Annotated in this window: 22 protein-coding genes and 1 tRNA gene; 12 read left to right on the plus strand and 11 right to left on the minus strand. The window is 67.9% G+C overall.

What is annotated here, in order from left to right:
• Positions 1-41: 41 nt before the first annotated feature.
• From AX708_RS16625 to trpC, 3 genes are all read right to left on the minus strand, one after another.
• A complete protein-coding gene (locus tag AX708_RS16625) occupies positions 42-1,223 on the minus strand; it encodes a molybdopterin molybdotransferase MoeA (protein WP_082747242.1) in 1,182 nt (393 codons plus the stop codon).
• A complete protein-coding gene (gene moaC / locus AX708_RS16630) occupies positions 1,220-1,651 on the minus strand; it encodes a cyclic pyranopterin monophosphate synthase MoaC (protein WP_067490491.1) in 432 nt (143 codons plus the stop codon). The genes AX708_RS16625 and moaC overlap by 4 nt, the downstream gene beginning before the upstream one ends.
• A 232-nt stretch (positions 1,652-1,883) precedes the next feature.
• A complete protein-coding gene (gene trpC / locus AX708_RS16635; protein WP_066533178.1) occupies positions 1,884-2,678 on the minus strand; it encodes an indole-3-glycerol phosphate synthase TrpC in 795 nt (264 codons plus the stop codon).
• Positions 2,679-2,772: 94 nt separating this feature from the next.
• Between trpC and AX708_RS16640 the strand changes: the two genes are divergently transcribed.
• Positions 2,773-3,777, plus strand: coding sequence for a hypothetical protein (locus AX708_RS16640; RefSeq protein WP_067490461.1), 1,005 nt, complete (start codon positions 2,773-2,775; stop codon positions 3,775-3,777).
• Between the two features lie 7 nt (positions 3,778-3,784).
• Here the strand turns inward: AX708_RS16640 and trpD are convergent, their stop codons facing one another.
• The 5 genes from trpD to AX708_RS16665 are packed head-to-tail and all read right to left on the minus strand — an operon-like array spanning position 3,785 to position 9,722.
• On the minus strand, positions 3,785-4,777 hold the full coding sequence (trpD, locus tag AX708_RS16645; RefSeq protein WP_066533181.1) for an anthranilate phosphoribosyltransferase: 993 nt from the start codon (positions 4,775-4,777) through the stop codon (positions 3,785-3,787).
• Entirely contained in the window at positions 4,774-5,385 is a 612-nt protein-coding gene (locus AX708_RS16650; RefSeq protein WP_066533182.1) for an aminodeoxychorismate/anthranilate synthase component II, read from the minus strand. The genes trpD and AX708_RS16650 overlap by 4 nt, the downstream gene beginning before the upstream one ends.
• Entirely contained in the window at positions 5,382-6,227 is an 846-nt protein-coding gene (locus AX708_RS16655; RefSeq protein WP_066533183.1) for a phosphodiester glycosidase family protein, read from the minus strand. The genes AX708_RS16650 and AX708_RS16655 overlap by 4 nt, the downstream gene beginning before the upstream one ends.
• Positions 6,227-7,756, minus strand: a complete 1,530-nt coding sequence (locus AX708_RS16660; protein WP_233999672.1) for an anthranilate synthase component I family protein — start codon at positions 7,754-7,756, stop codon at positions 6,227-6,229. Before AX708_RS16660 ends, AX708_RS16655 begins: the two co-directional genes overlap by 1 nt.
• Before the next feature lie 25 nt (positions 7,757-7,781).
• Positions 7,782-9,722, minus strand: a complete 1,941-nt coding sequence (locus tag AX708_RS16665) for a peptidylprolyl isomerase (RefSeq protein WP_066533185.1) — start codon at positions 9,720-9,722, stop codon at positions 7,782-7,784.
• Between the two features lie 250 nt (positions 9,723-9,972).
• On the opposite strand from AX708_RS16665, the gene tpiA reads away from it, so the two are divergent.
• The 3 genes from tpiA to AX708_RS16680 all read left to right on the plus strand — a co-directional run bounded on the left by tpiA (position 9,973) and on the right by AX708_RS16680 (position 13,012).
• Positions 9,973-10,746, plus strand: coding sequence for a triose-phosphate isomerase (tpiA, locus tag AX708_RS16670; RefSeq protein ID WP_066533188.1), 774 nt, complete (start codon positions 9,973-9,975; stop codon positions 10,744-10,746).
• A gap of 101 nt (positions 10,747-10,847) precedes the next feature.
• On the plus strand, positions 10,848-11,231 hold the full coding sequence (secG, locus tag AX708_RS16675) for a preprotein translocase subunit SecG (RefSeq protein ID WP_066533190.1): 384 nt from the start codon (positions 10,848-10,850) through the stop codon (positions 11,229-11,231).
• A gap of 143 nt (positions 11,232-11,374) precedes the next feature.
• A complete protein-coding gene (locus AX708_RS16680; RefSeq protein WP_066533192.1) occupies positions 11,375-13,012 on the plus strand; it encodes a CTP synthase in 1,638 nt (545 codons plus the stop codon).
• Positions 13,013-13,507: 495 nt separating this feature from the next.
• Here AX708_RS16680 and AX708_RS16685 read toward each other — a convergent pair whose 3' ends face one another.
• Positions 13,508-13,987: an Hsp20 family protein gene (locus AX708_RS16685; RefSeq protein ID WP_066533194.1), complete on the minus strand. Its 480-nt coding sequence runs from the start codon at positions 13,985-13,987 to the stop codon at positions 13,508-13,510.
• Positions 13,988-14,136: 149 nt separating this feature from the next.
• On the opposite strand from AX708_RS16685, the gene grxC reads away from it, so the two are divergent.
• The 4 genes from grxC (at position 14,137) to AX708_RS16705 (ending at position 15,821) form a co-directional block, all read left to right on the plus strand.
• Positions 14,137-14,400: a glutaredoxin 3 gene (grxC, locus tag AX708_RS16690; RefSeq protein ID WP_066533195.1), complete on the plus strand. Its 264-nt coding sequence runs from the start codon at positions 14,137-14,139 to the stop codon at positions 14,398-14,400.
• Positions 14,401-14,415: 15 nt separating this feature from the next.
• Complete coding sequence (locus AX708_RS16695; RefSeq protein WP_066533197.1) at positions 14,416-15,240, plus strand: carbon-nitrogen hydrolase family protein; 825 nt, start codon at positions 14,416-14,418, stop codon at positions 15,238-15,240.
• Between the two features lie 6 nt (positions 15,241-15,246).
• Positions 15,247-15,711 carry a DUF1178 family protein gene (locus AX708_RS16700; protein ID WP_066533198.1) on the plus strand — a complete coding sequence of 155 codons (465 nt, stop codon included), beginning with the start codon at positions 15,247-15,249 and terminating at the stop codon, positions 15,709-15,711.
• Between the two features lie 33 nt (positions 15,712-15,744).
• Positions 15,745-15,821 (plus strand) — tRNA-Arg (locus AX708_RS16705).
• Positions 15,822-16,104: 283 nt separating this feature from the next.
• On the opposite strand, the gene AX708_RS16710 is transcribed toward AX708_RS16705, so the two are convergent.
• Together AX708_RS16710 and AX708_RS16715 are read right to left on the minus strand one after the other, a co-directional pair.
• Positions 16,105-17,328, minus strand: a complete 1,224-nt coding sequence (locus tag AX708_RS16710; protein ID WP_066533199.1) for an MFS transporter — start codon at positions 17,326-17,328, stop codon at positions 16,105-16,107.
• The gene (locus AX708_RS16715; RefSeq protein WP_066533201.1) at positions 17,325-18,242 is read right to left on the minus strand and encodes a haloalkane dehalogenase; all 918 of its coding nucleotides are present in this window, start codon (positions 18,240-18,242) and stop codon (positions 17,325-17,327) included. Before AX708_RS16715 ends, AX708_RS16710 begins: the two co-directional genes overlap by 4 nt.
• Positions 18,243-18,386: 144 nt before the next feature.
• Between AX708_RS16715 and AX708_RS16720 the strand changes: the two genes are divergently transcribed.
• The 4 genes from AX708_RS16720 to AX708_RS16735 all read left to right on the plus strand — a co-directional run bounded on the left by AX708_RS16720 (position 18,387) and on the right by AX708_RS16735 (position 22,569).
• Complete coding sequence (locus tag AX708_RS16720) at positions 18,387-19,556, plus strand: acyl-CoA dehydrogenase family protein (RefSeq protein WP_066533205.1); 1,170 nt, start codon at positions 18,387-18,389, stop codon at positions 19,554-19,556.
• Between the two features lie 128 nt (positions 19,557-19,684).
• Positions 19,685-19,987, plus strand: a complete 303-nt coding sequence (locus AX708_RS16725; protein ID WP_066533249.1) for a septum formation initiator family protein — start codon at positions 19,685-19,687, stop codon at positions 19,985-19,987.
• 158 nt (positions 19,988-20,145) lie between these two features.
• Positions 20,146-21,207 (plus strand): pyruvate dehydrogenase (acetyl-transferring) E1 component subunit alpha, encoded by a 1,062-nt coding sequence (gene pdhA / locus AX708_RS16730; RefSeq protein WP_066533206.1) that lies wholly within the window; start codon positions 20,146-20,148, stop codon positions 21,205-21,207.
• Between the two features lie 3 nt (positions 21,208-21,210).
• Positions 21,211-22,569, plus strand: a complete 1,359-nt coding sequence (locus AX708_RS16735; protein WP_066533208.1) for a pyruvate dehydrogenase complex E1 component subunit beta — start codon at positions 21,211-21,213, stop codon at positions 22,567-22,569.
• Positions 22,570-22,586: the final 17 nt, after the last annotated feature.

Raw genomic sequence — 22,586 nt, forward strand, 5'->3', positions numbered from 1 at the left:
TTCGCGCGAGTCAAGCGCCTCCCAGAGCAAACCCGCGCAATTCAGCCATTTCGGAGCAGGAAAACCTGCACCGCTTCTCCGGCCCGGGCCGCCGCCGAGCCAGCAGGCCGGTCGATCAGTGCATTTGCCGCCGCCAGCGCCGAGAGCGCCGAGGAGTCCTGCGATCCGGCGAGCTGCACGCGGTCTCCCTCGACAACGCCCCGCAGGAACTCGCGGCGGCGCTCGGTCGGTGGCAGGTCCTCGCCCGCGATCATGGCGATGGCGCGCGGCAGCGGGTCGGGATCGTCCATCGCGGCGCGCACCAGCGGCAGGGCGAAGAAGAAGGCGGTGACGAAGCTCGACACCGGATTGCCGGGCAGGCCGAGGATTACCTGAGAGCCGCGCGTTGCCACCAGCAGCGGCTTGCCCGGCTTGATCGCGACCCGCCAGAAGGCGGTTCCGGCGCCCCACTCGGCGAGCGCGGGCTTGATGAGGTCGTGATCGCCCACCGACGCCCCGCCCGAGGTGACGAGGATGTCCGCGCCCTCAGCCTGCGCCAGTGCGGCGGCGAGAGCAGCGCGGTCATCGGGCACGGGGCCGATGCGCGTCACCTCGCAGCCCAGGGGACTGAGCATCGCGGCGATCATCGCGGCGTTGCTTGCGGGGATCTGGTGCGGCAGGCAGGCGGCCGGATCGGCTGCGAGCTCGTCGCCCGAGTCCATCACCGCCACCCGCAGCCGGCGGGGGACGGTGACCGCACCATGCCCGCCCGCCAGCGCGAGCGCGAGGCGGGCCGGGGTCAAGCAGGTGCCGCGCGCCAGCAGCAGGTCGCCCGCGGCGAAGTCGAAGCCGCGTCGGCGGATGTGGCGACCTGGCGGCAGCAGCGCGGCGGCGGTGAGGCTCTCGCCTTCCCGCACCGCATCCTCCTGCAGCAGCACCCGGTCTGCACCCTCGGGCACGATTGCACCGGTCGAGATGCGGGCCGCCTCGCCGGGAGCGAGCGGCGCAGACCAGGGCGCGCCCGCGCGGCTCTCACCCACCACCTGCCACGGGCCCTCGCCGGGCGTGAGCGCATAGCCATCCATCGCCGAGAGGTCGGCGGGAGGCTGGGTGCGCGCGGCGCGGACGTCCTCGGCGAGGTGGCGGCCGAGCGCGGCCTCGACCGCCACTGTCTCCGGCGGCACCCGCGGCGCCAATGCCAGCAGCCGCGCCTGCGCCTCCTCGAGACCCAGCAGTTCGCTCAAGCCAGCGCCTTCCAGTCGCCCGATTTGCCGCCGCTCTTGGCGATGAGGCGCACGCCCTCGATCACCATGCCTTTGTCGAGCGCCTTGGCCATGTCGTAGATCGTCAGCAGCGCGACCGAGACAGCGGTCATCGCCTCCATCTCGACCCCGGTCTTGCCGGTCAGCGAGGCGGTGGCGGTGACGCGGATGGCATCGGCTTCGTAGGCGAAGTCAATGTTGACTGCTTCCAGCCCCAGCGGGTGGCATAGCGGGATCAGCTCGCCGGTGCGCTTGGCGGCCATGATGCCCGCGATGCGCGCGGCCGAGAGCACGTCGCCCTTGGGGGCGTTGCCTTCCCGGATCGCGGCGAGCACGTCCGGACCCATGGTGATCCGCCCGCTTGCCACCGCGCGGCGCTCAGTAGCGGCCTTGCCGCCGACGTCGACCATGCGCGCCGCGCCGGTGTCGTCGAGGTGGGTGAGTCGCGTGCTCTCGCCGTTCACGTTCAAGCCTCCGAGGCTGACTGCATCCCCATGTTGGAGACACGTGAGACACTGTCCAGAGCCGGAAAACCGGGCCCCGCGGTGACCATTGCTGGGGCGGCGGAGGAGAAGGGGGCGGGGTGGGTCATGCGCTCACTCTTGCCCGATTTGATGCGTGTAGGACAGAGCCCGTATTGGCTCAGACCGCGCCCGCCAGCAGCGCCGAGGTCGCCGCCGCCACATCGTCCTGCCGCATCAGGCTTTCGCCGACGAGGAAGGTGCGCACCCCCGCGCGCGCTAGTCGCTCGCAATCCGCGTGGGTGTTGATCCCGCTCTCGCCCACCAGCAGCGTGCCTGCGGGCGCGAGCGGCGCGAGGCGCTCGGTCACGGCGAGCGAGGTGGTGAAGGTCTTGAGGTCGCGGTTGTTGACCCCGATCAGGCGCGATTGCAGCACGCGGGCCGCGCGCTCCAGCTCGGCCTCGTCATGCACCTCGACCAGCACGTCCATGTCCTGCTCGCGCGCGGCGGCCTCGATCTCGGCCATCGCGCTGTCTTCGAGCGCGGCGACGATGATCAGGATCGCATCGGCCCCGATCGCGCGCGCTTCGAGGCACTGCCAGGGATCGACCATGAAGTCCTTGCGCAGCACCGGCAGGGCGCAGGCATTGCGGGCTTCGACGAGGAAGCCCTCGTGCCCCTGAAAATAGGGCGCGTCGGTGAGGACCGAGAGGCACGCGGCACCGCCCGTTTCGTAAGCTTTGGCGTGTTCGGCGGGGCGGAAGTCGGCGCGGATCAGGCCTTTGGAGGGGCTGGCCTTCTTGATCTCGGCGATTAGCGCGAAGCCTGTGGCGGCGCGGGCGCGCAGGGCGGCCTCGAACCCGCGCGGCGGCGTCTGCGCGGCGGAGGCGGCTTCGAGCGCGGCGATGGTGGTCGCGGGCTTGCGGGCGGCGACTTCCTCGCGCTTGGTCGCGCAGATTTCCTCGAGCTTGTTCATCGGACCCGGCAGCTAGCCGATGGTCCTGCCGGGGGCAACCGCCGCAATGCAGGGCCCATTGACACCCATTGCCAAGAAGCAGATTCTTCAGGCCATGGCGTTCACCGAGTCCTTCTCGCGGCGCGACAGTCTGGCGCTCCTCGCGACCGCCGCGATTGCGGCGTGTCAGAAGGCGGCAGTCGGCGCCGCGCCGCCCGAAGCGGCGGGCTATCGCTGGCGGCAGCTGACCAAGGCAGCCGCGTTCCCGACGTCCTACAACTACCCTGTCCACGCCGTGCCAGACGGCCGGTTTGTCGCCCTCCATCCCCAAGGCACATGGTCTTCGCGTGACGGGGCCGAGTGGACCCGCGAGTCGCTCCCCCCGAGCGGCAGTAATTCGGCCTATCTCGGCACGCTTCAGCACCGCGGCGGGGCTGTGGCGCTGGGCCGTCACACCGGCAATTATCTCGACTTCCAGATCGATCCGGTGATCGCCGCAACCGCCGATTACCGCGCCTGGACCATGCGTCAGGCCGACAACCTGCCTGCCGTGATCTTCTACGGCCATGCCAGTTTCGATGATCATCTCTGGATTCTCGGCGGCTTCGACGGGCAGGCGCTCAGCAACGCGGTATGGCGCTCCTCAGATGGGATCGCATGGGAGCGCATGCCCGATCCACCGTGGTCGCCGCGCGCGCAGCCGACGGCGGCAGTGATGGGCGACCGCCTGCTGCTGATCGGTGGCGGCGCGATCGACGGCATGCCCGGCTCTGAACGGTCCAACAGCGAGGTCTGGGCCACCGCCGATGGAAAAAGCTGGGAGCGCATCGCGGAGCGAGTCGGCACGCCCGATCCGGTCGGTTTCCGTCCGCAGATGTTCGACGGCAAGCTGTGGCTGGTCGGCGCGAACCGTTCGGGCGGGTTCACCAGCAGCATGATCGTCACCGCGGACGGGCGCAGCTGGGACCGGGTCGAAGCACCGTGGAGCCCGCGCGGCGGCGTCGCCACATGGACCGATGGCGCGCGGATGTATCTCACCGGCGGCAAATACTCGCGCGAGATCGGCGGCGAATGGCAGTTCGAATATTCGAACGATGTCTGGGCAATGGAGCGCGCCTGAGCGCGGGTCACTTCGCCAGCGCGATCCAGCGTTCGAGCAATGCCAGCGCCGCGCCCGAATCGAGCGCCTCGGCGGCCATCGCGGCCCGTTCGCGCCAGTCCGCGCCGCGCCCGGCCACGGTCAGCGCTCCGGCCGCGTTGAACAGCACCGCGTCGCGATAGGGGCCGGGGGTGCCCATCAAGAGCGCCTTCAGCGCGGCGGCGTTGTGCTTGGCGTCGTCGCCCCGGATCGCTTCGATGGGGGCATGGGGGAGGCCCGCGGCGGAGGCGTCGATGCGCTCCATCGTGAAGGCATTGCCGGTCACCACCGCGACCTCGTTGCCGCCTGCGAGGCTTAGTTCGTCGAGGCCCTCGTCGCCCGAGACGATCAGCGACTTGCCCGTGCCGAGCCGCGCCATCGCGCCGGCATAGATCGGCACATAGGCGGGCCGGGCGATGCCGATCAGCTGGCTTTCGACGCCCGCGGGATTGGAGAGCGGGCCCATCAGGTTGAAGATCGTGCGCTGGCCGATCCGCACCCGGATGGGCTGGATGCGCGCCATCGCCGGGTGGTGGTTCCTGGCGAAAAGAAAGCAGATGCCGATCTCGGCGAGGGTCTTTTCCGCCGTGCGCCCGGCGGCGTCCATGTCGAGCCCGAGGGCCTCCAAGGTGTCCGCCGCGCCCGCTTTCGAGCTGGCCGCGCGGTTGCCGTGCTTCGCCACCGGCACGCCGCAGGCCGCGACCACCAGGCTCACCGCGGTCGAGACGTTCAAGGTATGATGCCCGTCGCCCCCCGTGCCGCACACGTCGATTGCGCCCTCGGGCGAGGCGATGGGGATCAGCCGCGCACGCAGCGCCCGCGCCGCGCCCGCAATCTCGTCCGCCGTCTCGCCGCGCGCGGAGAGGGCGACGAGGAAGTCGGCGATCTCGTCTTCCGAAGGCGCGCCGTCGAGCAGCGTGCCGAAGGCCGCCTCGGCCTCGGCCTCGCTGAGGGGTGCGGTGATGTCGGGGAGAGTGCTCATGCGGTGGCCCGCGCGGGCAGCACCGGCTCGAGCCCGCACAGCTTCACGAAATTGGCAAGGAGGGCGTGGCCGTGCTCGGTGGCGATGCTCTCTGGGTGGAATTGCACCGAGTGGATCGGGAGGCTCGCGTGGCGGAAGCCCATGACGCTCGGGTGGTCGGCGCCGGGGGTCTCGGCATGGGCGTTGGCGATGAGCTCTGGCGGCACGTTCACCACCTCGAGGCTGTGATAGCGCGTGGCGATGAAGGGGGAGGGGAGCCCCTCGAACACCCCTGTCCCGTCATGCGTCACCGGCGAGGTCTTGCCATGCATCAGCCCGCCGCGCTGGACCGTCCCGCCGAAATGCTGCCCGATCGCCTGATGGCCGAGGCACACGCCCATCAGGGGCTTCCCCGCATCGGCGCAGGCCCCGACCAGATCGAGGCTGATGCCCGCCTCGTTGGGTGTGCAGGGGCCGGGCGAGATCAGGAACCCGGCCGCATTGGTGCGGATCGCCTCGGCGGCGGTCAGCGCATCGTTGCGCTCGACGCGCACCGCCGCCCCCAGCTCCATCAGGTAATGGACGAGGTTGAAGGTGAAGCTGTCGTAATTGTCGATGACGAGGATCATTCCGGTGTCGCCTCCGCCTTGGGTTCCCGTTTCGTCACCACGATGATCGGGCCGACCCTGCCCTTGTCCATGCGGCCCTTCGCCGGTTCCCACAGCGAAGAGATCGCCCCGTCGAGGTAGAGGGCGTTTTTCACCTTCAGCACGTCGCGGTAATAGCGCGCGAGCTGGCCGAAGCTCACCGGCGCGTCGGAGATGACGAAATGCGCCTTCCCGCCCGCATCGACGCCCACAGCGTTGCGGATCGCCTTGGAGGGGCCGTCGTCCTGCACTTCGGGGTGAAGCTTGCCGTCGACCAGCAGCAGCGGGCCGGACTGCGTGCCGAATTGCGGGCGGTCGCCCACGGTGTTGAAGAAGGTGTTGCTGCCCAGCACCTGCCACTTGGTGCCGGTGCCGAAGAACACGCCGTTGGGCTTCATGTAGAAATTGCCCTCACCATCCGCGCGGTTCAGCTCCTTCAGGCGCTCGCCGTTCTGGACGTAATAGCCGATCGCCTTGAGGTCATCGCCGTACATCCCGCCGTTGACGGCGAAGGCGATGGTCGCGGGATCGACGCTGGCGGCGAAGGCGCCGAGCGAGCCGAAGGGCTGCTTGTCCGGCCCGAGGTTCGCCATGGCGATGCTGTGCCGGGCGGGATCGGCGATGCAGTGGGTGAGGGGAACGCTTTCGAATTGCACCGCCTCGCAGGCCGAAGGGGCTTGCGGTTCGGCAGTCGCGGTCGGCGCAGCGAGCGGTTCCTCGGCGTCCGAGCCGTCGAACTTGACCTTGACCTGCGCCTCGCCCGCGGGGGCTTGCGAACAGGCGGCGAGCGCCAGTGTGGCGGCGAGGACCAGAGCGATGCGCATCACTGGCCGTACCCCGGCTCGCCCGCGACCCGCACCGCCTCACGCGCAGCGGCGATCAGCGCGCCGGCCTTGGCGCGGCATTCGGCGAGCTCGTAATCGGGGTCCGAATCGGCGACGATCCCTGCGCCCGCCTGCACGTGCATCACCCCGTCCTTGACCACCGCGGTGCGCAGCACGATGCAGCTGTCGAGCGAGCCATCGGGCGCGAAATAGCCCACGCCGCCCGCATAGGCCCCGCGCGTCTCGGGCTCGAGTTCGGCGATGATCTGGCAGGCGCGGACCTTGGGCGCGCCCGAGACCGTGCCTGCCGGGAAGCCCGCGAACAGCGCATCGAGCGCGTCCTTGTCGCCCGCGAGCTCGCCGACGACGTTGCTGACGATGTGCATCACGTGGCTGTAGCGCTCGATGGTGAAGCTGCCCGTCACCTCGACCGTCCCTGCCGCCGCCACGCGGCCGACATCGTTACGGCCAAGATCGAGCAGCATCAGGTGCTCGGCGCGCTCCTTGGGATCGGCGAGCAGGCTGGCTTCGTTGGCGATGTCCTCCTCGCGCGTGCTCCCACGCGGTCGGGTGCCGGCGATGGGGCGGATGGTGACCTCGCCTTCCCGGACGCGCACCAGAATTTCCGGGCTGGAGCCCACCAGCGCGAAGCCGGGCAGATCGAGGAAATAGAGAAACGGCGAGGGGTTCACACGCCTAAGCGCGCGGTAGAGCGCCAGCGGGGGGAGGGTGAAGGGACACGTGAAGCGCTGGGCCAGCACGACCTGGAAGATGTCGCCGGCAAGGATGTAGTCCTTGGCCTTCAGCGCCATCGCCTTGTAGTCCTCGGGCGCGATCACCGGCGCGAGGTCGGGAAGGGAGTCCGGCACCGCCTCGGTTCCCATCGCCGGCATCGGTGCGCCGAGCTGACTCAGGACCGCATCGATCCGCTCACCTGCGCGTTCCACCGCCGCGTGAGGGTCGGCTGCCTCCCAGATCGGAGCGATCGCGAAGAGCGCGTTGGTGAGCCCGTCGAAGACAAGCACCACTGTCGGCCGCACGAACAGCATGTCGGGCAACTGGAGCGGGCTGTCGGGCGCGCGCGGCAGGGTCTCGACGAGGCCGATGGTCTCGTAGCCGAGATAGCCCACGAGGCAGGCGAGCGCGGGCGGCAGGCCCTCGGGCATGGGGTCGATCCGGCAGGCATCCGCCAGCGCGCGCAGTTCGGCGAGCGCATCCCCGGCGAGCGGCGCGAAGGCCTCGGGGGCGTGCTTCCAGTCGCGGTTGACTTCGGCAGCGGCGCCCCGCGCGCGGAACACGAGGTCGGGGTCGAGGCCGAGCAGACTATAGCGCCCGCGCACCTCGCCGCCCTCGACGCTTTCGAGCAGGAAATCGCCGCGCCCGGGCACGATCAGCCGCCGCGCCGCGCCCACCGGCGTGTCGCTGTCGGCGATGATGCGCCGCCACACCAGCGCCGGGCGGCCCGCCCCGAGCGCGGCGGCCGCGGCGGCGGCGTTCTCGGGCAGGCCTGCGGGGGCCGGGCTACTCACGAAAGGCTCACGGGAAAGGCCGGCCTTACTGCGCCTGCTCGCCGGCGAGCTGCTTGCGCACCGTCGCGATACCGGTCTCGTTGCGGGTCACGCCCAGTTCCTTGCGCATCGCGGCGGTCGCCTGCTGGCGGTATTCGTTCGAAAGCGAGGCGCCGAGCTGCTGGCGGGTCTGCACGACCAGCTCGGGCTCGTTGTCGAGCGGCAGGGTGCTGATGTCCTCGAGATCGACCACATACCAGCCGAGATTGCTCGGCCCCTCGAGCGGCTTGGTGGTGCCCTCGGCCATGCTGAACATCAGCACCAGCGGCGGAGCGATCCGGCCGCCGCGCTGCTGGGCGAGCAGCTCGCGGCGCTCGAGATCGATCGGTTCGAGCTGGAAGCCGGGCTTTTTCTCGGCGGCAAGGGCTGCATCAAGTGTCATGCCGCCGCGCACCTTGGCGATAATCCGGTCGGTCGCCTGCTTGGCAAGGATCGACCCTTGCGCGCGCTTCCAGCCCGCGATCGCGCCCTCGCGCACCTGGGCGAGGGGGGGAGCGGAGGCTTCCTCGACCTTGGCGACCTCGAAGATCACGAACTGGTCATCGGCCACGGGCGCAAGCTGGGGCTCGCTTTCCTCCATCTGGAAGGCGGTCTGAAGCACCTGCGCCAGCTGGGGCACGATCTTCTGGTCGGGCGCGCCGAACACCTGCCCGTTGGCGAGCAGCGCGGGCGTAGTCTCGACCGTCAGGCCATTGGCCTTGGCGACATCGGCCAGCGCGGTGCCGCCGTCGATATCGGCCTCGATCTCGGAGACGCGGTCCGCGATGGCAGCGGCGCGCTTTTCGCCGGCGAGCGCCTCGGTGATCTCGGGCGTCGCCTGCGCAAGGCTGCGGGCCGGAGTGCTCTCGATCGCATCGAGCCGCGCGACATACCAGCCGAGCGTGCCCTGCGCGGGCTCGATCACCGCGCCCCTGGCGGCCTTGAAGACGTTCTGCGCGAAGGCAAAGCTGGTGGAGCCCGCCATCGTCTCGCGGTCTTGCGCCTCGAGCTTGGTGGCGGTGAACCCGGCCTCGCGCGCGGCGGTCTCGATCGGGGTGCCGGCGCTGACGCGCGCGGCAAGCGACTTGGCGGCGTCCTGCGTGGGGACGACGAAGGTGGTCACGGCGCGCTTCTCGCTCGCGGCGTATTTAGCCGCGTCACGCTTGTAACGCGCGGCGATCTCGGCCGGAGTGGGCGCGGCGTTGACTTTCAGGCTGTCGCTGCCGAACACGGCGAAGCGCAGGGTGCGGCGTTCGGGCCGGATGAAATCGGTGCGGTTGTCCTTGTACCACGCGGCAAGCTGCGCTTCGGAAGGGTTGCCGGTGGGCGCAAACGCCGCGCTCGGAATCAGCGCGATCGTGCCCTTGCGCTTCTCGAGCACCAGCGCCGCATATTGCCGCGCGATCTTTTCGGGGAGCTGCGGGGCGGCCACGGCCGAGCGGAGCAGTTGCTGCTCGATCAGCCCGTCTTCGAGATCGCGGCGGAAGGTCTGGTCTGACAGGCCCTTGGACTGGAGCGCGGCGGCATAGGCCTTCGGGTCGAATTCACCCGTCAGCCCCTGGAAGGCGGGAATCTTCAGGATTTCGCTGTTCACCAGGTTCTCGCCCGCGCGCAGCCCGTAGGTGCGGCCATATTCGCCCACGGTGTAGCGATCGATCAGCTGGCGGACGACCTCGTCGAGCCCGCCCTCGGTGACGAATTCCGCCATGGTCAGCGTCGGGTTCTGCGCGCGGATCTGGTCGAGCGCGGTGTTCGCCGCGACCGGCAGGTCGGTGAGCGGGATGTTGCGGCTGCCGACCACGGCCATCTTGTCGCCGCCCGAAATCCCGCTGAAATTGGTCGACGAGAGGTCCGATGCGGCAAAGGCGACCGCGATCAGCGCCAGAAAGGCAAGAACCAGAGGCAGGCCGATCTTCGAGGAGAAAAAGCGGCGGAAAAACGAAATCATGTGCTCAAGCGTCCCATCAGGGGGCCGACCGCAGGCGGGCGGCAATATTCGGGGCAGCGCCGCGTCGGGTGCGGTGCGGTGCGGACACGCGCTTTATAGGCCCTGCGACCGCGCGGCAACAGGTGTCACAGCCTTTTGACAGCCGTGCCTTCCATGGCTAGCGGACCCGGTCCCGGCGCACTACAGCAATAACAGAATCGTCGCAAACCGGGCCCAACCCTCTCAATTTGCAGGAAGTGCAGAGCTTGTCATGACCCGCCGACCCTATATCGTCGGAAACTGGAAGATGCACGGTACCCGCGCGATGCTCTCCGAAGCGCGCGCGATCGACCGTGCCGCACAGCGTCACATGAAGGTCGAGGTGGCGCTCGCGCCGCCCTACACGCTGATCCACCCGATCCACCGCGAGGCCGAACAGATCGCGGTCGGCGCGCAGGATTGCCACCACGAGGACGGCGGCGCGCACACCGGCGACATCTCGGCGGCGATGGTTGCCGATGCGGGTGCGAGCTTCGTGATCCTCGGTCATTCCGAGCGCCGCACCGGGCACGGCGAGAGCGATGCGCTGGTGCGCGCCAAGGTGGCGGCCGCCTTTGCCGCCGGGCTCAAGGTGATCCTGTGCTGCGGCGAAAGTGCCGATACGCGCGAATCGGGCAAGGCCGTGGCTTTCGTCACGAAGCAGATCAAGGCCTCGCTCCCGCCCGCAGACACGCTCCCCGCCGATCTGGGCGAGCGGCTGACCATCGCCTACGAGCCGCTCTGGGCGATCGGCACCGGCACCCCGGCCACCACCGATGACATCGGCGAGATGCATGCTGTCATCCGCGCGCTGCTGATCGAGCTGCTGGGCGCCGAGCAGGGGCCAGAGGTCCGCATCCTCTATGGCGGCTCGGTCAAGCCGGACAACGCCGCCGCGATCTTCGCCGTGCCCGAAGTGGGCGGGGCATTGGTCGGCGGGGCGAGCCTGACCGCCGACGGCTTCATGGGCATCGCGCTCGCCGCCAGCGAGCCCTTCGACGGCTAGCGCGCGGCGCGCAGGCTTGTCCAAACCGGCGCGCGCGCCTACATGGCGCGCAAGATTTGCAACCGGGCGACCCGCTCGCCCCCGTTTCGAGACGCTATTTCATGTCCCCGTTCATCTTCCTCACCGTGATCCAGGCCCTGGTGGCCGCCGCGCTGGTCGGCGTGGTGCTGATGCAGCGCTCCGAAGGGGGCGGGCTCGGTATCGGCTCCAGCCCGGGCGGCGCGTTCGGCGCGCGCGGAGCAGCGGACTTCCTGACCCGCACCACCAAGTGGCTCGCGGTCGCCTTCGTCACGCTCTCGATCCTGCTGGCCGCAATGGCAGCGCGCGAGAACAGCGTGGGCACGGTCACCACCACCCTTGATCGCGATGCGCCCGGCGCGGCCGCTCCCGCCAAGCCCGATCTGCTCGCCGATCCGGTCGTGCCCGCTCCGGCGGCTCCTGCCTCGCAGGCGCCCGCGTCGCCCGCACCGCCCGCCAAGCAGTAATCCCATCCCCCCGGCAACCGAGGAGCGTGCCCCGCCGGGCGCGTCCTTTGGCGTTGCCGCTCACCATGGCTGTGGATGGCGCCCCCGCGCGGGGCGCAATTCGCTTGCCCCGAATCCCTCCTGACGCTTAAGGCCCAACTCCCATGGCGCGGTTCATTTTCATCACCGGCGGCGTGGTCTCCTCGCTCGGCAAAGGTCTCATGGCAGCCTCTCTGGCGGCCCTCCTGCAGGCGCGCGGCTACAAGGTCCGCATCCGCAAGTTCGACCCCTATCTCAACGTCGATCCGGGCACGATGAGCCCCTATCAGCACGGCGAGGTCTACGTCACGGATGACGGCGCCGAGACCGATCTCGACCTCGGGCATTACGAACGCTTCACCGGCGTCTCAGCGAGCCAGGCCGACAACATCACGAGCGGCCGCGTCTACCGCGACATCATCGCCAAGGAACGCCGCGGCGATTATCTCGGCGCGACGGTGCAGGTGATCCCGCACGTGACCGACGCGATCAAGGAATTCGCACTCGCCGATCAGGGCGACAACGATTTCATCCTGTGCGAGATTGGCGGCACCGTCGGCGACATCGAATCGCTGCCCTTCATGGAAGCGATCCGCCAGCTTCGGAACGAGCTCGAGCCGTTCCAGACGGTCAGCGTCCATGTGACGCTGGTTCCCTACATCAAGGCCGCGGGCGAGCTGAAGACCAAGCCCACCCAGCATTCGGTGCGCGAACTCGCCGCATTGGGCATCAAGCCCGACATCCTGCTGTGCCGCGCCGAACACCCCATACCCGAAAGCGACCGCCGCAAGATCGCGCAGTTCTGCAACGTGCGCGCCGAAGCGGTGATCCCCGCGCTCGATGCGCCCTCGATCTATTCGGTGCCCGAGCAGTATCACGCCGAAGGGCTCGACCGCGAGGTGCTGCGCGCCTTCGGCATCACCGATGCGCCCGAGCCTGACCTGTCGGCGTGGAAGGACGTGACCGAGCGCCACTTCAACCCCGAAGGCGAAGTCACCATCGCGGTGGTCGGCAAGTATGTCGGCCTCCCCGATGCCTACAAGAGTTTGAACGAGGCGCTGATCCACGGCGGCCTTGCCAACCGCGTGAAGGTCAACATCCGCTGGATCGACGCCGAGATCTTCGAGGGCGACGATGACTCGCAGATCATCGCCCAGCTCGAGCCGATGCACGGCATCCTCGTGCCCGGCGGCTTCGGCGAGCGCGGGAGCGAGGGCAAGATCGCGAGCGTGCGGTTTGCCCGCACCCGCAATGTGCCCTTCTTCGGCATCTGCCTCGGGATGCAGATGGCCTGCATCGAGGGCGCGCGCGCGGCGGGCATTGCCAATGCCTCCTCGACCGAGTTCGGTCCGACCGAGGCGCCGGTGGTGGGCATCATCACCGAATGGATGAGCAAGGAAGGCATCCAGCAGCGCGAGGAGGGCGGCGACCTCGGCGGGACGATGCGCCTGGGCGCCTATCCGGCCAAACTCAGCCCCAACAGCCATACCTCGCAGATCTATGGCGGCGCCGAGCTGATCTCCGAACGCCATCGTCACCGCTACGAGGTCAACAGCGCCTATATCGAGCCGCTGGAGAAGCAGGGCCTGATCTTCTCCGGCATGAGCCCCGATGGCTTGCTGCCCGAAATCGTCGAGCGGCCCGACCATCCGTGGTTCGTGGGCGTGCAGTTCCACCCCGAGCTGAAGTCGCGGCCCTTCGATCCGCACCCGCTGTTCGCGGGCTTCATCGCCGCCGCGCTCGAACAGTCTCGCCTGGTCTGACGGCCCTACCGATTCGCACCATGTCTGCCGTGGTCCCGCTGCGGGCGCGCGGGAGTTCAGATTCCCGCGCTTTCGAACGCGGGCTGGCGCACTTTCCGGGTGGGGCCTCACGCCCCCCGGCGAAGGCCCGTGAAGCTCTGCGAGGCGAGCTCAAATGTGTTTTGCAATCCTTTGTTTCGCAAGCCGGACTTGCGATGTCGTTTCCATACAAGTTTTGCAGATAGGCCTTGCGCAACCTTACCTATCCGCATTAGACCAAAGACGCGTTTTCACGGTTTTCTAGGAACTCGTGTACTAGGGCTCAGGAATTGTCGTGGCGGGAAACGCGACAATTCGATAGTTGCGCTCGCCATGAGTTTTCGGCGATACAAGCTTGGCTGATCTTGTCCGTCTTCTGCGACCCGGACGGATAGGAACAGCCGAGGCGACGCAAGTCGCGGGGGCGGATCGCAAGATCCGCCCCCATTCGTTTTCAGACGTCGTCTGCCGGTTCGCTCAGGCAGCGCTGGCGGTGTCCTCGCCATCGGCCGAGGGGACGGCGGTCAGCGTCGCAGTGCCGCCGATCGCGATCTTGCGCGGCTTCATCGCATCAGGAACCTCGCGCACCAGATCGATGATCAGCAGGCCGTCGGCGAGGTCCGCCCGCTCGACCCGCACGAAATCGGCGAGCTCGAAGCGCCGCTCGAAGCCGCGGTTGGCGATGCCGACGTGGATCAGCTCGGAGCCGTCCTCGGCTTCCTCGCGCTTCTTGCCCTGCACGGTCAGCAGGTTCTGCTGCGCGGTGATGTCGATATCGCCGGGGCGGAAGCCGGCCACCGCGAGCGTGATGCGGTAATTGTCCTCACCGCGGCGCGAGATGTTGAAGGGGGGATAATTGTCGCCCGCATTGAGGCGCGCCTGGTTCTCGAGCAGGTCGAACAGGCGGTCGAAGCCCACGGTGGAGCGGCGGTAGGGGGTGAAATCGAAACGCGACATCGTGCAAATCCTCTTCACGAGCAATTTGGGTCTGACGCGGGCCTGCCGGATGCAGCACCCGCCTTGCCGCCGTTCGTTTCCCGAGACTGGCGAAACGCGGCGACTGTGCTTATCTGGTTTTCGCAAATCAGCTTTCAAGAGGGTCCGAAATGGCTGCCCCGCATATCGATATCTACACCAAGTTCGCCTGCCCCTTCTGCGTGCGCGCCAAGCGCCTGCTGACCGAGAAGGGCGCGGTCTTCACCGAACATGACATCACCATGGGTGGCCCGCGCCGCGCGGAAATGCTCGCCCGTGCGCCGAATGCGATGACGGTGCCGCAGATTTTCATCGGCGAAGTCCACGTGGGCGGGAGCGACGATCTCGCCGCGCTCGAACGCGAGGGCAAGCTCGATGCGCTGCTGGCGGGCTAGGGGGCTGGCCGGCTGATGCCCAGGATCGCACTCTTGCAGATGACCTCAGGGGTAGACCCCGAGGCGAATTTCGGCGCCATCGCCGATGCCGCAAGGGCGGCGGCGGGGGAGGGCGCGGCGATGCTGTTCACGCCCGAAATGTCGCTGCTGCTCGATCGCGATCGGGGGCGGGGGGCGGGGCATATCCTGCCGCAGGCCCGCTCACCCTTCGTCCCGCGTTTCGCTGCGCTGGCCGAAGAAACCGGCATCACGATCGCGCTCGGCTCGATGGCGGTCGCGCACGAGGCGGGCGAGAAGTACGCCAACCGCTCGATGGTCTTCGCGCCCGGCAGCCCCGCGCCTGTGACCTACGACAAGGTCCACATGTTCGACGTCGATCTCGCCACGGGTGAGAGCTGGCGGGAGAGCAACGCCTACGAACCAGGCCGCGCGGTGGTGACGGTGGAGGACACGCCCGTCGGCCGGCTCGGGCTGGCGGTGTGCTACGACATGCGCTTTCCAGCGCTGTGGGGCGCGCTGGGCGACCGGCGCTGCGACGCGATCGCGCTTCCCGCCGCTTTCACCAAGCCGACCGGCGCGGCGCACTGGCACGTGATGCTGCGCGCCCGCGCGATCGAGGCGCAGGCCTTCGTCATCGCCGCAGCCCAGGTCGGCCACCACGAGGACGGGCGCGAGACCTATGGGCACAGCCTCGTGGTCGACCCCTGGGGCGAAGTGCTGCTCGACATGGGCGGCGAGGCACCGGGGCTCGGTTTCTGCGACATCGACCTTGCCCGCATCGCCGCCGTGCGCGCGCAGGTTCCGGCCCTTGCCAACCGGCGGGAAATCGCCAAATCCTGACCTGCCATGATCGTTTATGACCTAGCATGCACCGAAGGCCACCGGTTCGAAGGGTGGTTCGGCTCCTCGGGTGACTTCGAAGACCAGCGCGCGCGCGGGCTCCTGTGCTGCCCGTCCTGCGGCACGTCCGACGTGACCAAGGCGCCGATGGCCCCGGCCGTGCCCGCCAAGGGCAACAGCCGCCAGGACGTGCCCCCGCCCGAGACGCGGCCGATGGCCAACACCCCGATGCCGCCGCAGGTGCAGCAGGCGCTCGCCGCGCTCGCCAAGGCGCAGGCCGAGGCGCTCAAGCACTCCACCTGGGTCGGCGACAGGTTCGCCGAGGAAACCCGCAAGATGCACTATGGCGAGCGTGACGAAGCCCCGATCCACGGGCAGGCAAGCCTCGCCGAGGCCAAGGCGCTGATCGAGGAAGGCGTGCCGGTCGCGCCCCTGCCGTTCCCGGTGGCGCCGCCTGAGAAACTCAATTGATTGGTCACGTCCGGCTGCTATTGGATGCGACGGGACCCCGTAGCTCAGCAGGATAGAGCATCAGATTCCTAATCTGAGGGCCGCGCGTTCGAATCGCGCCGGGGTCACCATTCCCCTGCAATCGCGCTGCTTCGTTCCGGTCAGCTCGCCCGGCGCACGGCTTTGCGTGCGGGCCGGGCACGCAAAAAAGGGCGCTCGGCCCAACCGGAGTGAGGGGGCTTTCGCCCGGTCATTCGGTATTCGGCCGTAACGCCCTTCTTGGGGAAAGGCATTCGGCTTAACCGGAGCGAGCAAAGCGTTGCTTCCTCATTCGGTATGTGGCCGTAGTGCCCTTCGGAAACCCGTTTACCTTGGGAAGGTTAAGAAAGTCTTTCCTGTAAATTGCTTTTCTTGTCAGACCGATTGGACACCGGACGCGTCCTTCCACCGCCGCTCGGCAAGGAGCGAGAGCGCCACCACCGCGCAGCTCTTTGCCAGCAGCAGCGCGCAGGTTGCGCCCCATCCGCCGAGGTCGAACACCGCCGTCCCCGCCGCGCTGCCGATCGCGCCGCCCACGAACATTGTGACGATATAGCTGGTGGTGAGCCGGGTGCGGATTTCGGGGGCGAGGGAGAACAGCGTCATGCGGCCGGTCACATCGATCGTCGGGCCCACGAGATTGGTGATAAACAACGGCACCGCCACGGCCCAGATCGAGAAACCGAGCGGATAGAACAGGGCGATTCCCGCCAGCTGGACGATTGCCGCCGCGATCCGGGCGCGGCGCGGGCCTACCTTGTCTGCCCAGCGTCCGAGGCGCGGGGTGGTGAAGACGCTCACCGCCGCGATCCCCGCGAGATAGCCGACATCGTCGGTGCCGTAGCCCATCGCCGGCCCGGTCAGGTGGAGCGCGAGAGCCAGCCAGCTCGCGGTGAAGATCGCGAAATTGAGCCCCTGGATCGCGGCCGAAATGCGCATGTCGGGATGCCGCGCGGCGAGGGTGAAGACCGAGGCGATCACGGCGCGGTACCCCGCCGGCGGCTGCTTGGCGCCGGCGGCCTCGCTCTTCATCGCCACCGGCAGGAAGGCGGTCACCGCCACCATCAGCACCAGCGCGCAGACGTAGACCGTGTGCCAGTCCGCGCGCGCGGCGATGATCCCGGCGCCCACGCGCGCGACCAGAATGCCGAAGATCACCGCTGCGGTCAGCTGCGCGGTAACGGCGCCGAGCCGCTCGGGCGCGACGCGCTTGGAGGCGTAGGCGGGGATCAGGTAGGGCGCGATGGTGAAGAAGCCGAGCAGGGTCGAGGCGGCGGTGAAGGCGACGAAGCCGGGCGCGAGCACCATGCCGGCAAGGCACAGGGTCTGCCCGGCCACGAACGCGAGGCACAGCGTCCGGTTGCGGTAGAAATCCCCAAGCGGCAGCAGCAGCAGGATGCCGAGCGCCAGCGCCAGTTGGTTGAGCGCCGGCACCAGCCCGATCTCGGCCTCGCCCACGCGGAAGGCCCGGGCGACTTCGCCGATGATCGGGTGGATGTAATAGGCATTGGCCGTCACCACCGCGATGGTGAGCGCCAGCGCCCGCTCCTGCGTGCGGGTGAGATATACGGGGGCAGGGGCGGGCGCGGCGTCGGTCAAGGCAGAAAGCCGGCCTTCCGCGCGGTTTCGATCACGCCTTGCGAGAGCGCCTCGGGGTGGTCTTCCTGGCTGAAATGCCCGCACCTGGGCAGCATCGCGTGGGGCTGGCCTGCCGCGCCCTTGATCCGTCCGGTGAGGAGCGGCGCGGCGCGGCCGAGCACCGGATCATCCTCGCCGAACAGGGTGAGGAAGGGCTTGTCGAAGCCTGCCAGCCCCTCCCACGCGGCGATGTTGTCGGCGACACCCTCCTTGTCGTCCTCGATCGGGACCAGCTGCGGGAAGGCGCGCGCGCCGGCCTTGCTGGGCTCGTCGGGGAAGGGGGCGTCATAGGCGGCGATCTCTTCAGGGGAGAGCCCGCTCTGGCAGCCGCGGTGCATGATGCCTCCGATGCGGAATTCGGGCGAGGAGCGGGCGAATTCGCGCCACGCGAGGAAGCCCTCCGAGGCCTTGCCCCCGCCGGTCGGGAGAAAGGTGTTGCTGGCGACGACAAAGGCGAAACGCTCCGGCTCCTGCCCGACGATGCGCAGACCCAGCAGCCCGCCCCAGTCCTGACAGAACAGCCCGGCGAGGTCTGGCACCACGGCATTGCGCCACTGCTTGAGCCAGTCGACGTGTCGGGCGTAGGTGTAATACTCCTGCGCGTCCGGCTTGTCGCTCTTGCCGAAGCCGATGAGGTCGGGCGCGAGGCAGCGGAAGCCTGCCGCGACCAGCAGCGGGATCATCTTGCGGTAGAGGTAGGACCACGAAGGCTCGCCGTGAAACAGCAGCAGCGGGGGCGCGTCCTTCGGGCCCTCGTCGAGGTAATGCATGCGGGCGGTGAGGCCATCGCCCAGATCGATCGTCAGCCAGTTCTCGGCGAAAGGATAGTCGGGCAGGTCCTCGAAACGGGTGGGGTCGTGGGCGATGATCTGCATGGGCTCTCTCCCTCTCGTGGTCAGTCGGTAGCAGATCGAAACGGGATTGCCAGAGTGCACGTCTTTCGCGAAAGCACCCAAATTGGTGAGGTGGACTTGGCAAGCGCGAGCAGGCAATCCCCGGCGCCACAAGGAGAGAGATACGTGCCGCAATCCGCCCACGAACCCGAGGAACTCGCTGAAATCCGCCGCGCGGTGCGCCAGCTTTGCGATGGCTTTCCCGGCGAATACTGGCGGGCGAAGGACGCGGTGCGCGCATACCCCGCCGAATTCGTCGATGCGCTGACGCAGGCCGGCTTCCTCGCCGCGCTGATCCCGACCCAGCACGGCGGCAGCGGCCTCAGCCTCGAGGCGGCCTGCGTGATCATGGAGGAGATCCAGGCGAGCGGGTGCAACGGATCGAGCGCGCACGCCCAGATGTACATCATGAATACGCTGCTGCGCTACGGCTCGCCGGAGCAGAAGGCGGCCTATCTCCCTCGCATCGCCAGCGGCGAGTTGCGCTTGCAGGCCTTCGGCGTGTCCGAGCCCACCAGTGGCACCGATACCCTAAGCCTCAAGACCCGCGCGGTCCGCGACGGTGACCACTACGTCATCAACGGCCAGAAGATCTGGACCAGCCGCGCCGAGCATTCCGACCTCATGCTCCTCCTCGCCCGCACCACCCCGCGCGAGGAGGCGGCGAGCAAGACCGAAGGCCTTTCGATCTTCCTCGTCGACATGCAGGCCGCGCTCCAGAACGGCATGACCGTCAAGCCCATCCGCACGATGATGAACCATTCCAGCTGCGAAGTGTTCTTCGACGATCTGCGCATCCCCGCCAGCGGGCTGGTGGGGGAGGAGGGGAAGGGCTTTCGCTACATCCTCTCAGGCATGAACGCCGAGCGCATCCTGATCGCTGCCGAGTGCATCGGGGACGCCAAGTGGTTCATCGAGAAGGCGACGGGATACGCGAAGGACCGGAGCGTCTTCGCGCGGCCCATCGGCCAGAATCAGGGCGTCCAGTTCCCGATTGCGCGGGCCTATGCCCAGATGCGCGCTGCCGAGCTGATGGTGCACCACGCTGCGCGGGTCTATGACGAGGGCGGGAACCCGGGCGAGGAAGCCAACATGGCCAAGCTTCTCGCCTCCGAAGCCAGCTGGGCGGCCGCGGACATGAGCGTCCAGACCTTCGGCGGTTTCGGATTTGCCGAGGAATATGACGTCGAACGCAAGTTCCGCGAGGCGCGGCTCTATACCGTCGCGCCGATCTCGACCAACCTCATCCTCTCCTACCTTGCCGAGCACGTGCTCGGCCTGCCGCGCTCTTACTGAAAACCTCGGGCAATCCCCGTTTTGTTGCGCATTCGGGCGCATTCCCCTTGCGGCGCAGGCCCAACTATGATTCTGTGCATACCGAAGCCGCGCGCGGGATTTGCGCGGCCAGGGGGCTGTTTGGCATCATGCGCAAACCGGTGACGGAAAGCAGGCTGAAGCGGGTGGTGGCGCTGAGTGCGCTGCTGCTGCTGGCGGGCTATGCCGTGGCGGGTCCCACGGGCCTGCTTGCGTGGAGCGAAAACGCCGCCGCGCTCGAAGCCCGCAAGGCCGAGATCGCCAAGCTCACCGAAAAGCGCGATGGGCTGCGCAACCGGGTCAGCCTGCTCGATCCCGATGCGGCCGATCCCGATCTCGCCAGCGAATTGGTGCGCGACCAGCTCGGCGTGATGCGCGAGGACGAAGTGGTCATCACCCTCGAGGACGAGTGAACCGCCGGGACCTCAAGCAAATCGTGCTGATTTCGTATGCGCGTTCGTTTTTCTGCAACGCCTTGCCGTTGCGTCACCCCCGCTAGCCTGCCTATAGAAGACAGCGTTGGACGGCGCTTCTCCTCCCCATGAGCGCGCCCTAGAGAGGGATACTTGCCTTGGCCAAAAAGCCTGCAAAAGCCGCGGTAGCGGACGACAGCGATTTCCTGCTGCATTCGCTGCAGGACGCCTTCGAAGCGAAGAAGCGCTATGCCGCTTCGGAAAGCGAGATGCTCGAATTTTACCGCCAGATGCTGCTGATCCGGCGGTTCGAGGAGAAGGCGGGGCAGCTTTACGGCCTCGGGCTGATCGGTGGCTTCTGCCACCTCTATATCGGGCAGGAAGCGGTCGCGATCGGGCTCCAGTCGGCGCTCGATAATGATCGCGACTCTGTCATTACCGGCTACCGCGATCATGGCCACATGCTCGCCTACGGGATCGATCCCAAGGTGATCATGGCCGAGCTCACCGGCCGCGAGTCCGGCATTTCGCGCGGCAAGGGCGGGTCGATGCACATGTTCTCGACCGAGCATAAGTTCTACGGCGGCCACGGCATCGTCGGCGCGCAGGTTGCGTTGGGTGGCGGGCTCGCGCTCGCGCACCAATACAATAATGACGGCGGCCTGTGCCTTGCCTATTTCGGCGACGGCGCGGCCAACCAGGGCCAGGTCTACGAGACCTTCAACATGGCCGCGCTCTGGAACCTCCCCATCGTCTTCGTGGTCGAGGACAACCAGTACGCGATGGGCACCGCGACCAAGCGCTCGTCTGCCGAAACGCGATTCTACCGCCGCGGTACGGCCTTCCGCATTCCGGGGATGGAAGTGAACGGCATGGACGTGCTCGAAGTGCGCGCCGCGGCCGAAGTCGCCTTTGCCCATGTCCGCGCGGGCAAGGGCCCGGTGCTGATGGAGTGCAACACCTACCGCTACCGCGGCCACTCGATGTCCGACCCCGCCAAGTACCGCACCCGCGAGGAGGTGCAGGAACAGCGCGATCACCACGACCCGATCGAGGGCCTCAAGAAGACCCTGATCGAAGCCGGCAAGACCGAGGATGACCTCAAGGCCATCGACAAGGCGATCCGCGCCCAGGTGGCCGAGGCCGCCGATTTCGCCGAAACCTCGCCCGAGCCGGCGCCGGGCGAACTCTACACCGATGTTCTCGTGGAGGAGTATTGAGCCATGGGAATCGAACTGAAGATGCCGGCTCTCTCGCCCACGATGGAGCAGGGCACGCTCGCCAAGTGGCTGAAGCAGGAAGGCGACAAGATTTCGCCCGGCGACATCATTGCCGAGATCGAGACCGACAAGGCGACGATGGAATTCGAGGCTATCGATGAAGGCGTGCTAGAGAAGATCCTCGTGCCCGCCGGCACCGAGGATGTCGCCGTTGGCGCGGTGATCGCGCTGATTGCTGGCGAAGGGGAGGAGGCCCAACCCGCCGCCGCTCCCGTGGCTGCGCCTGAACCCGCTCCCGCACCGGCTCCTGTACCCAAGGCGGAAAAGCCGGTCGCTGCCGCGCCCGCCGCAGATCCCGCCATTCCCGCTGGCACCGCGCTCGTCAGCACCACCGTGCGCGAGGCGCTGCGCGATGCCATGGCCGAGGAAATGCGCAAGGACCCCAGGGTCTTCGTGATGGGCGAGGAAGTCGCCGAATACCAGGGCGCCTACAAGGTCACTCAGGGCCTGCTCGCCGAATTCGGACCCAAGCGCGTTATCGACACGCCGATCACCGAATACGGCTTTGCCGGCATCGGCACCGGCGCGGCGATGGGCGGCCTCAGACCGATCGTCGAGTTCATGACCTTCAACTTCGCGATGCAGGCGATCGATCACATCATCAACTCGGCCGCAAAGACGAATTACATGTCCGGCGGCCAGATGCGCTGCCCGATCGTGTTCCGCGGCCCCAATGGCGCCGCCTCGCGCGTCGGCGCGCAGCACTCGCAGAATTACGGACCGTGGTATGCGAGCGTGCCCGGCCTGATCGTCATCGCGCCCTATGACGCGGCCGACGCCAAGGGGCTTATGAAGGCCGCGATCCGCTGCGAGGACCCGGTTGTCTTCCTCGAAAACGAGCTGGTCTATGGTCGCAGCTTCGATGTGCCGCAGGTTGACGACTACGTGCTGCCTATCGGCAAGGCGCGGATCGTGCGCGAGGGCAAGGACGTCACCATCGTCAGCTATTCGATCGGCGTCGGCCTTGCGCTCGAGGCGGCAGACACGCTGGCGGGCGAGGGCATTGATGCCGAAGTGATCGACCTGCGCACCCTGCGCCCGCTCGACAAGGAGACGGTGCTCAAGAGCCTCGCCAAGACCAACCGGCTGATCGTTGCCGAAGAAGGCTGGCCGAGCTGCTCGATCGCATCGGAGATCATCGCCATTTGCATGGAGGAGGGCTTCGACCACCTCGACGCGCCGGTGCTGCGCGTGTGCAACGAGGATGTGCCGCTGCCCTATGCCGCCAACCTCGAAAAGCTCGCGCTGATCGATGCCGCACGCATCGCCGAGGGCGTGCGCAAGGTGTGCTACAAGGCGTAGCACACCCTATGCGGCAG

It is taken from the genome of Erythrobacter sp. CCH5-A1, from assembly GCF_001557115.1.
GTDB lineage: Bacteria > Pseudomonadota > Alphaproteobacteria > Sphingomonadales > Sphingomonadaceae > Erythrobacter.

What these genes read in the sequence shown, in the direction of transcription:
- moaC (WP_067490491.1), bottom strand. Translation starts at nt 1,651, where the DNA reads ATGGTCGACGTCGGCGGCAAGGCCGCTACTGAGCGCCGCGCGGTGGCA.
- trpC (WP_066533178.1), bottom strand. Translation starts at nt 2,678, where the DNA reads ATGAACAAGCTCGAGGAAATCTGCGCGACCAAGCGCGAGGAAGTCGCC.
- AX708_RS16640 (WP_067490461.1), top strand. Translation starts at nt 2,773, where the DNA reads ATGGCGTTCACCGAGTCCTTCTCGCGGCGCGACAGTCTGGCGCTCCTC.
- trpD (WP_066533181.1), bottom strand. Translation starts at nt 4,777, where the DNA reads ATGAGCACTCTCCCCGACATCACCGCACCCCTCAGCGAGGCCGAGGCC.
- AX708_RS16650 (WP_066533182.1), bottom strand. Translation starts at nt 5,385, where the DNA reads ATGATCCTCGTCATCGACAATTACGACAGCTTCACCTTCAACCTCGTC.
- AX708_RS16655 (WP_066533183.1), bottom strand. Translation starts at nt 6,227, where the DNA reads ATGCGCATCGCTCTGGTCCTCGCCGCCACACTGGCGCTCGCCGCCTGT.
- AX708_RS16665 (WP_066533185.1), bottom strand. Translation starts at nt 9,722, where the DNA reads ATGATTTCGTTTTTCCGCCGCTTTTTCTCCTCGAAGATCGGCCTGCCT.
- tpiA (WP_066533188.1), top strand. Translation starts at nt 9,973, where the DNA reads ATGACCCGCCGACCCTATATCGTCGGAAACTGGAAGATGCACGGTACC.
- secG (WP_066533190.1), top strand. Translation starts at nt 10,848, where the DNA reads ATGTCCCCGTTCATCTTCCTCACCGTGATCCAGGCCCTGGTGGCCGCC.
- AX708_RS16680 (WP_066533192.1), top strand. Translation starts at nt 11,375, where the DNA reads ATGGCGCGGTTCATTTTCATCACCGGCGGCGTGGTCTCCTCGCTCGGC.
- AX708_RS16685 (WP_066533194.1), bottom strand. Translation starts at nt 13,987, where the DNA reads ATGTCGCGTTTCGATTTCACCCCCTACCGCCGCTCCACCGTGGGCTTC.
- grxC (WP_066533195.1), top strand. Translation starts at nt 14,137, where the DNA reads ATGGCTGCCCCGCATATCGATATCTACACCAAGTTCGCCTGCCCCTTC.
- AX708_RS16695 (WP_066533197.1), top strand. Translation starts at nt 14,416, where the DNA reads ATGCCCAGGATCGCACTCTTGCAGATGACCTCAGGGGTAGACCCCGAG.
- AX708_RS16700 (WP_066533198.1), top strand. Translation starts at nt 15,247, where the DNA reads ATGATCGTTTATGACCTAGCATGCACCGAAGGCCACCGGTTCGAAGGG.
- AX708_RS16715 (WP_066533201.1), bottom strand. Translation starts at nt 18,242, where the DNA reads ATGCAGATCATCGCCCACGACCCCACCCGTTTCGAGGACCTGCCCGAC.
- AX708_RS16725 (WP_066533249.1), top strand. Translation starts at nt 19,685, where the DNA reads ATGCGCAAACCGGTGACGGAAAGCAGGCTGAAGCGGGTGGTGGCGCTG.
- AX708_RS16735 (WP_066533208.1), top strand. Translation starts at nt 21,211, where the DNA reads ATGGGAATCGAACTGAAGATGCCGGCTCTCTCGCCCACGATGGAGCAG.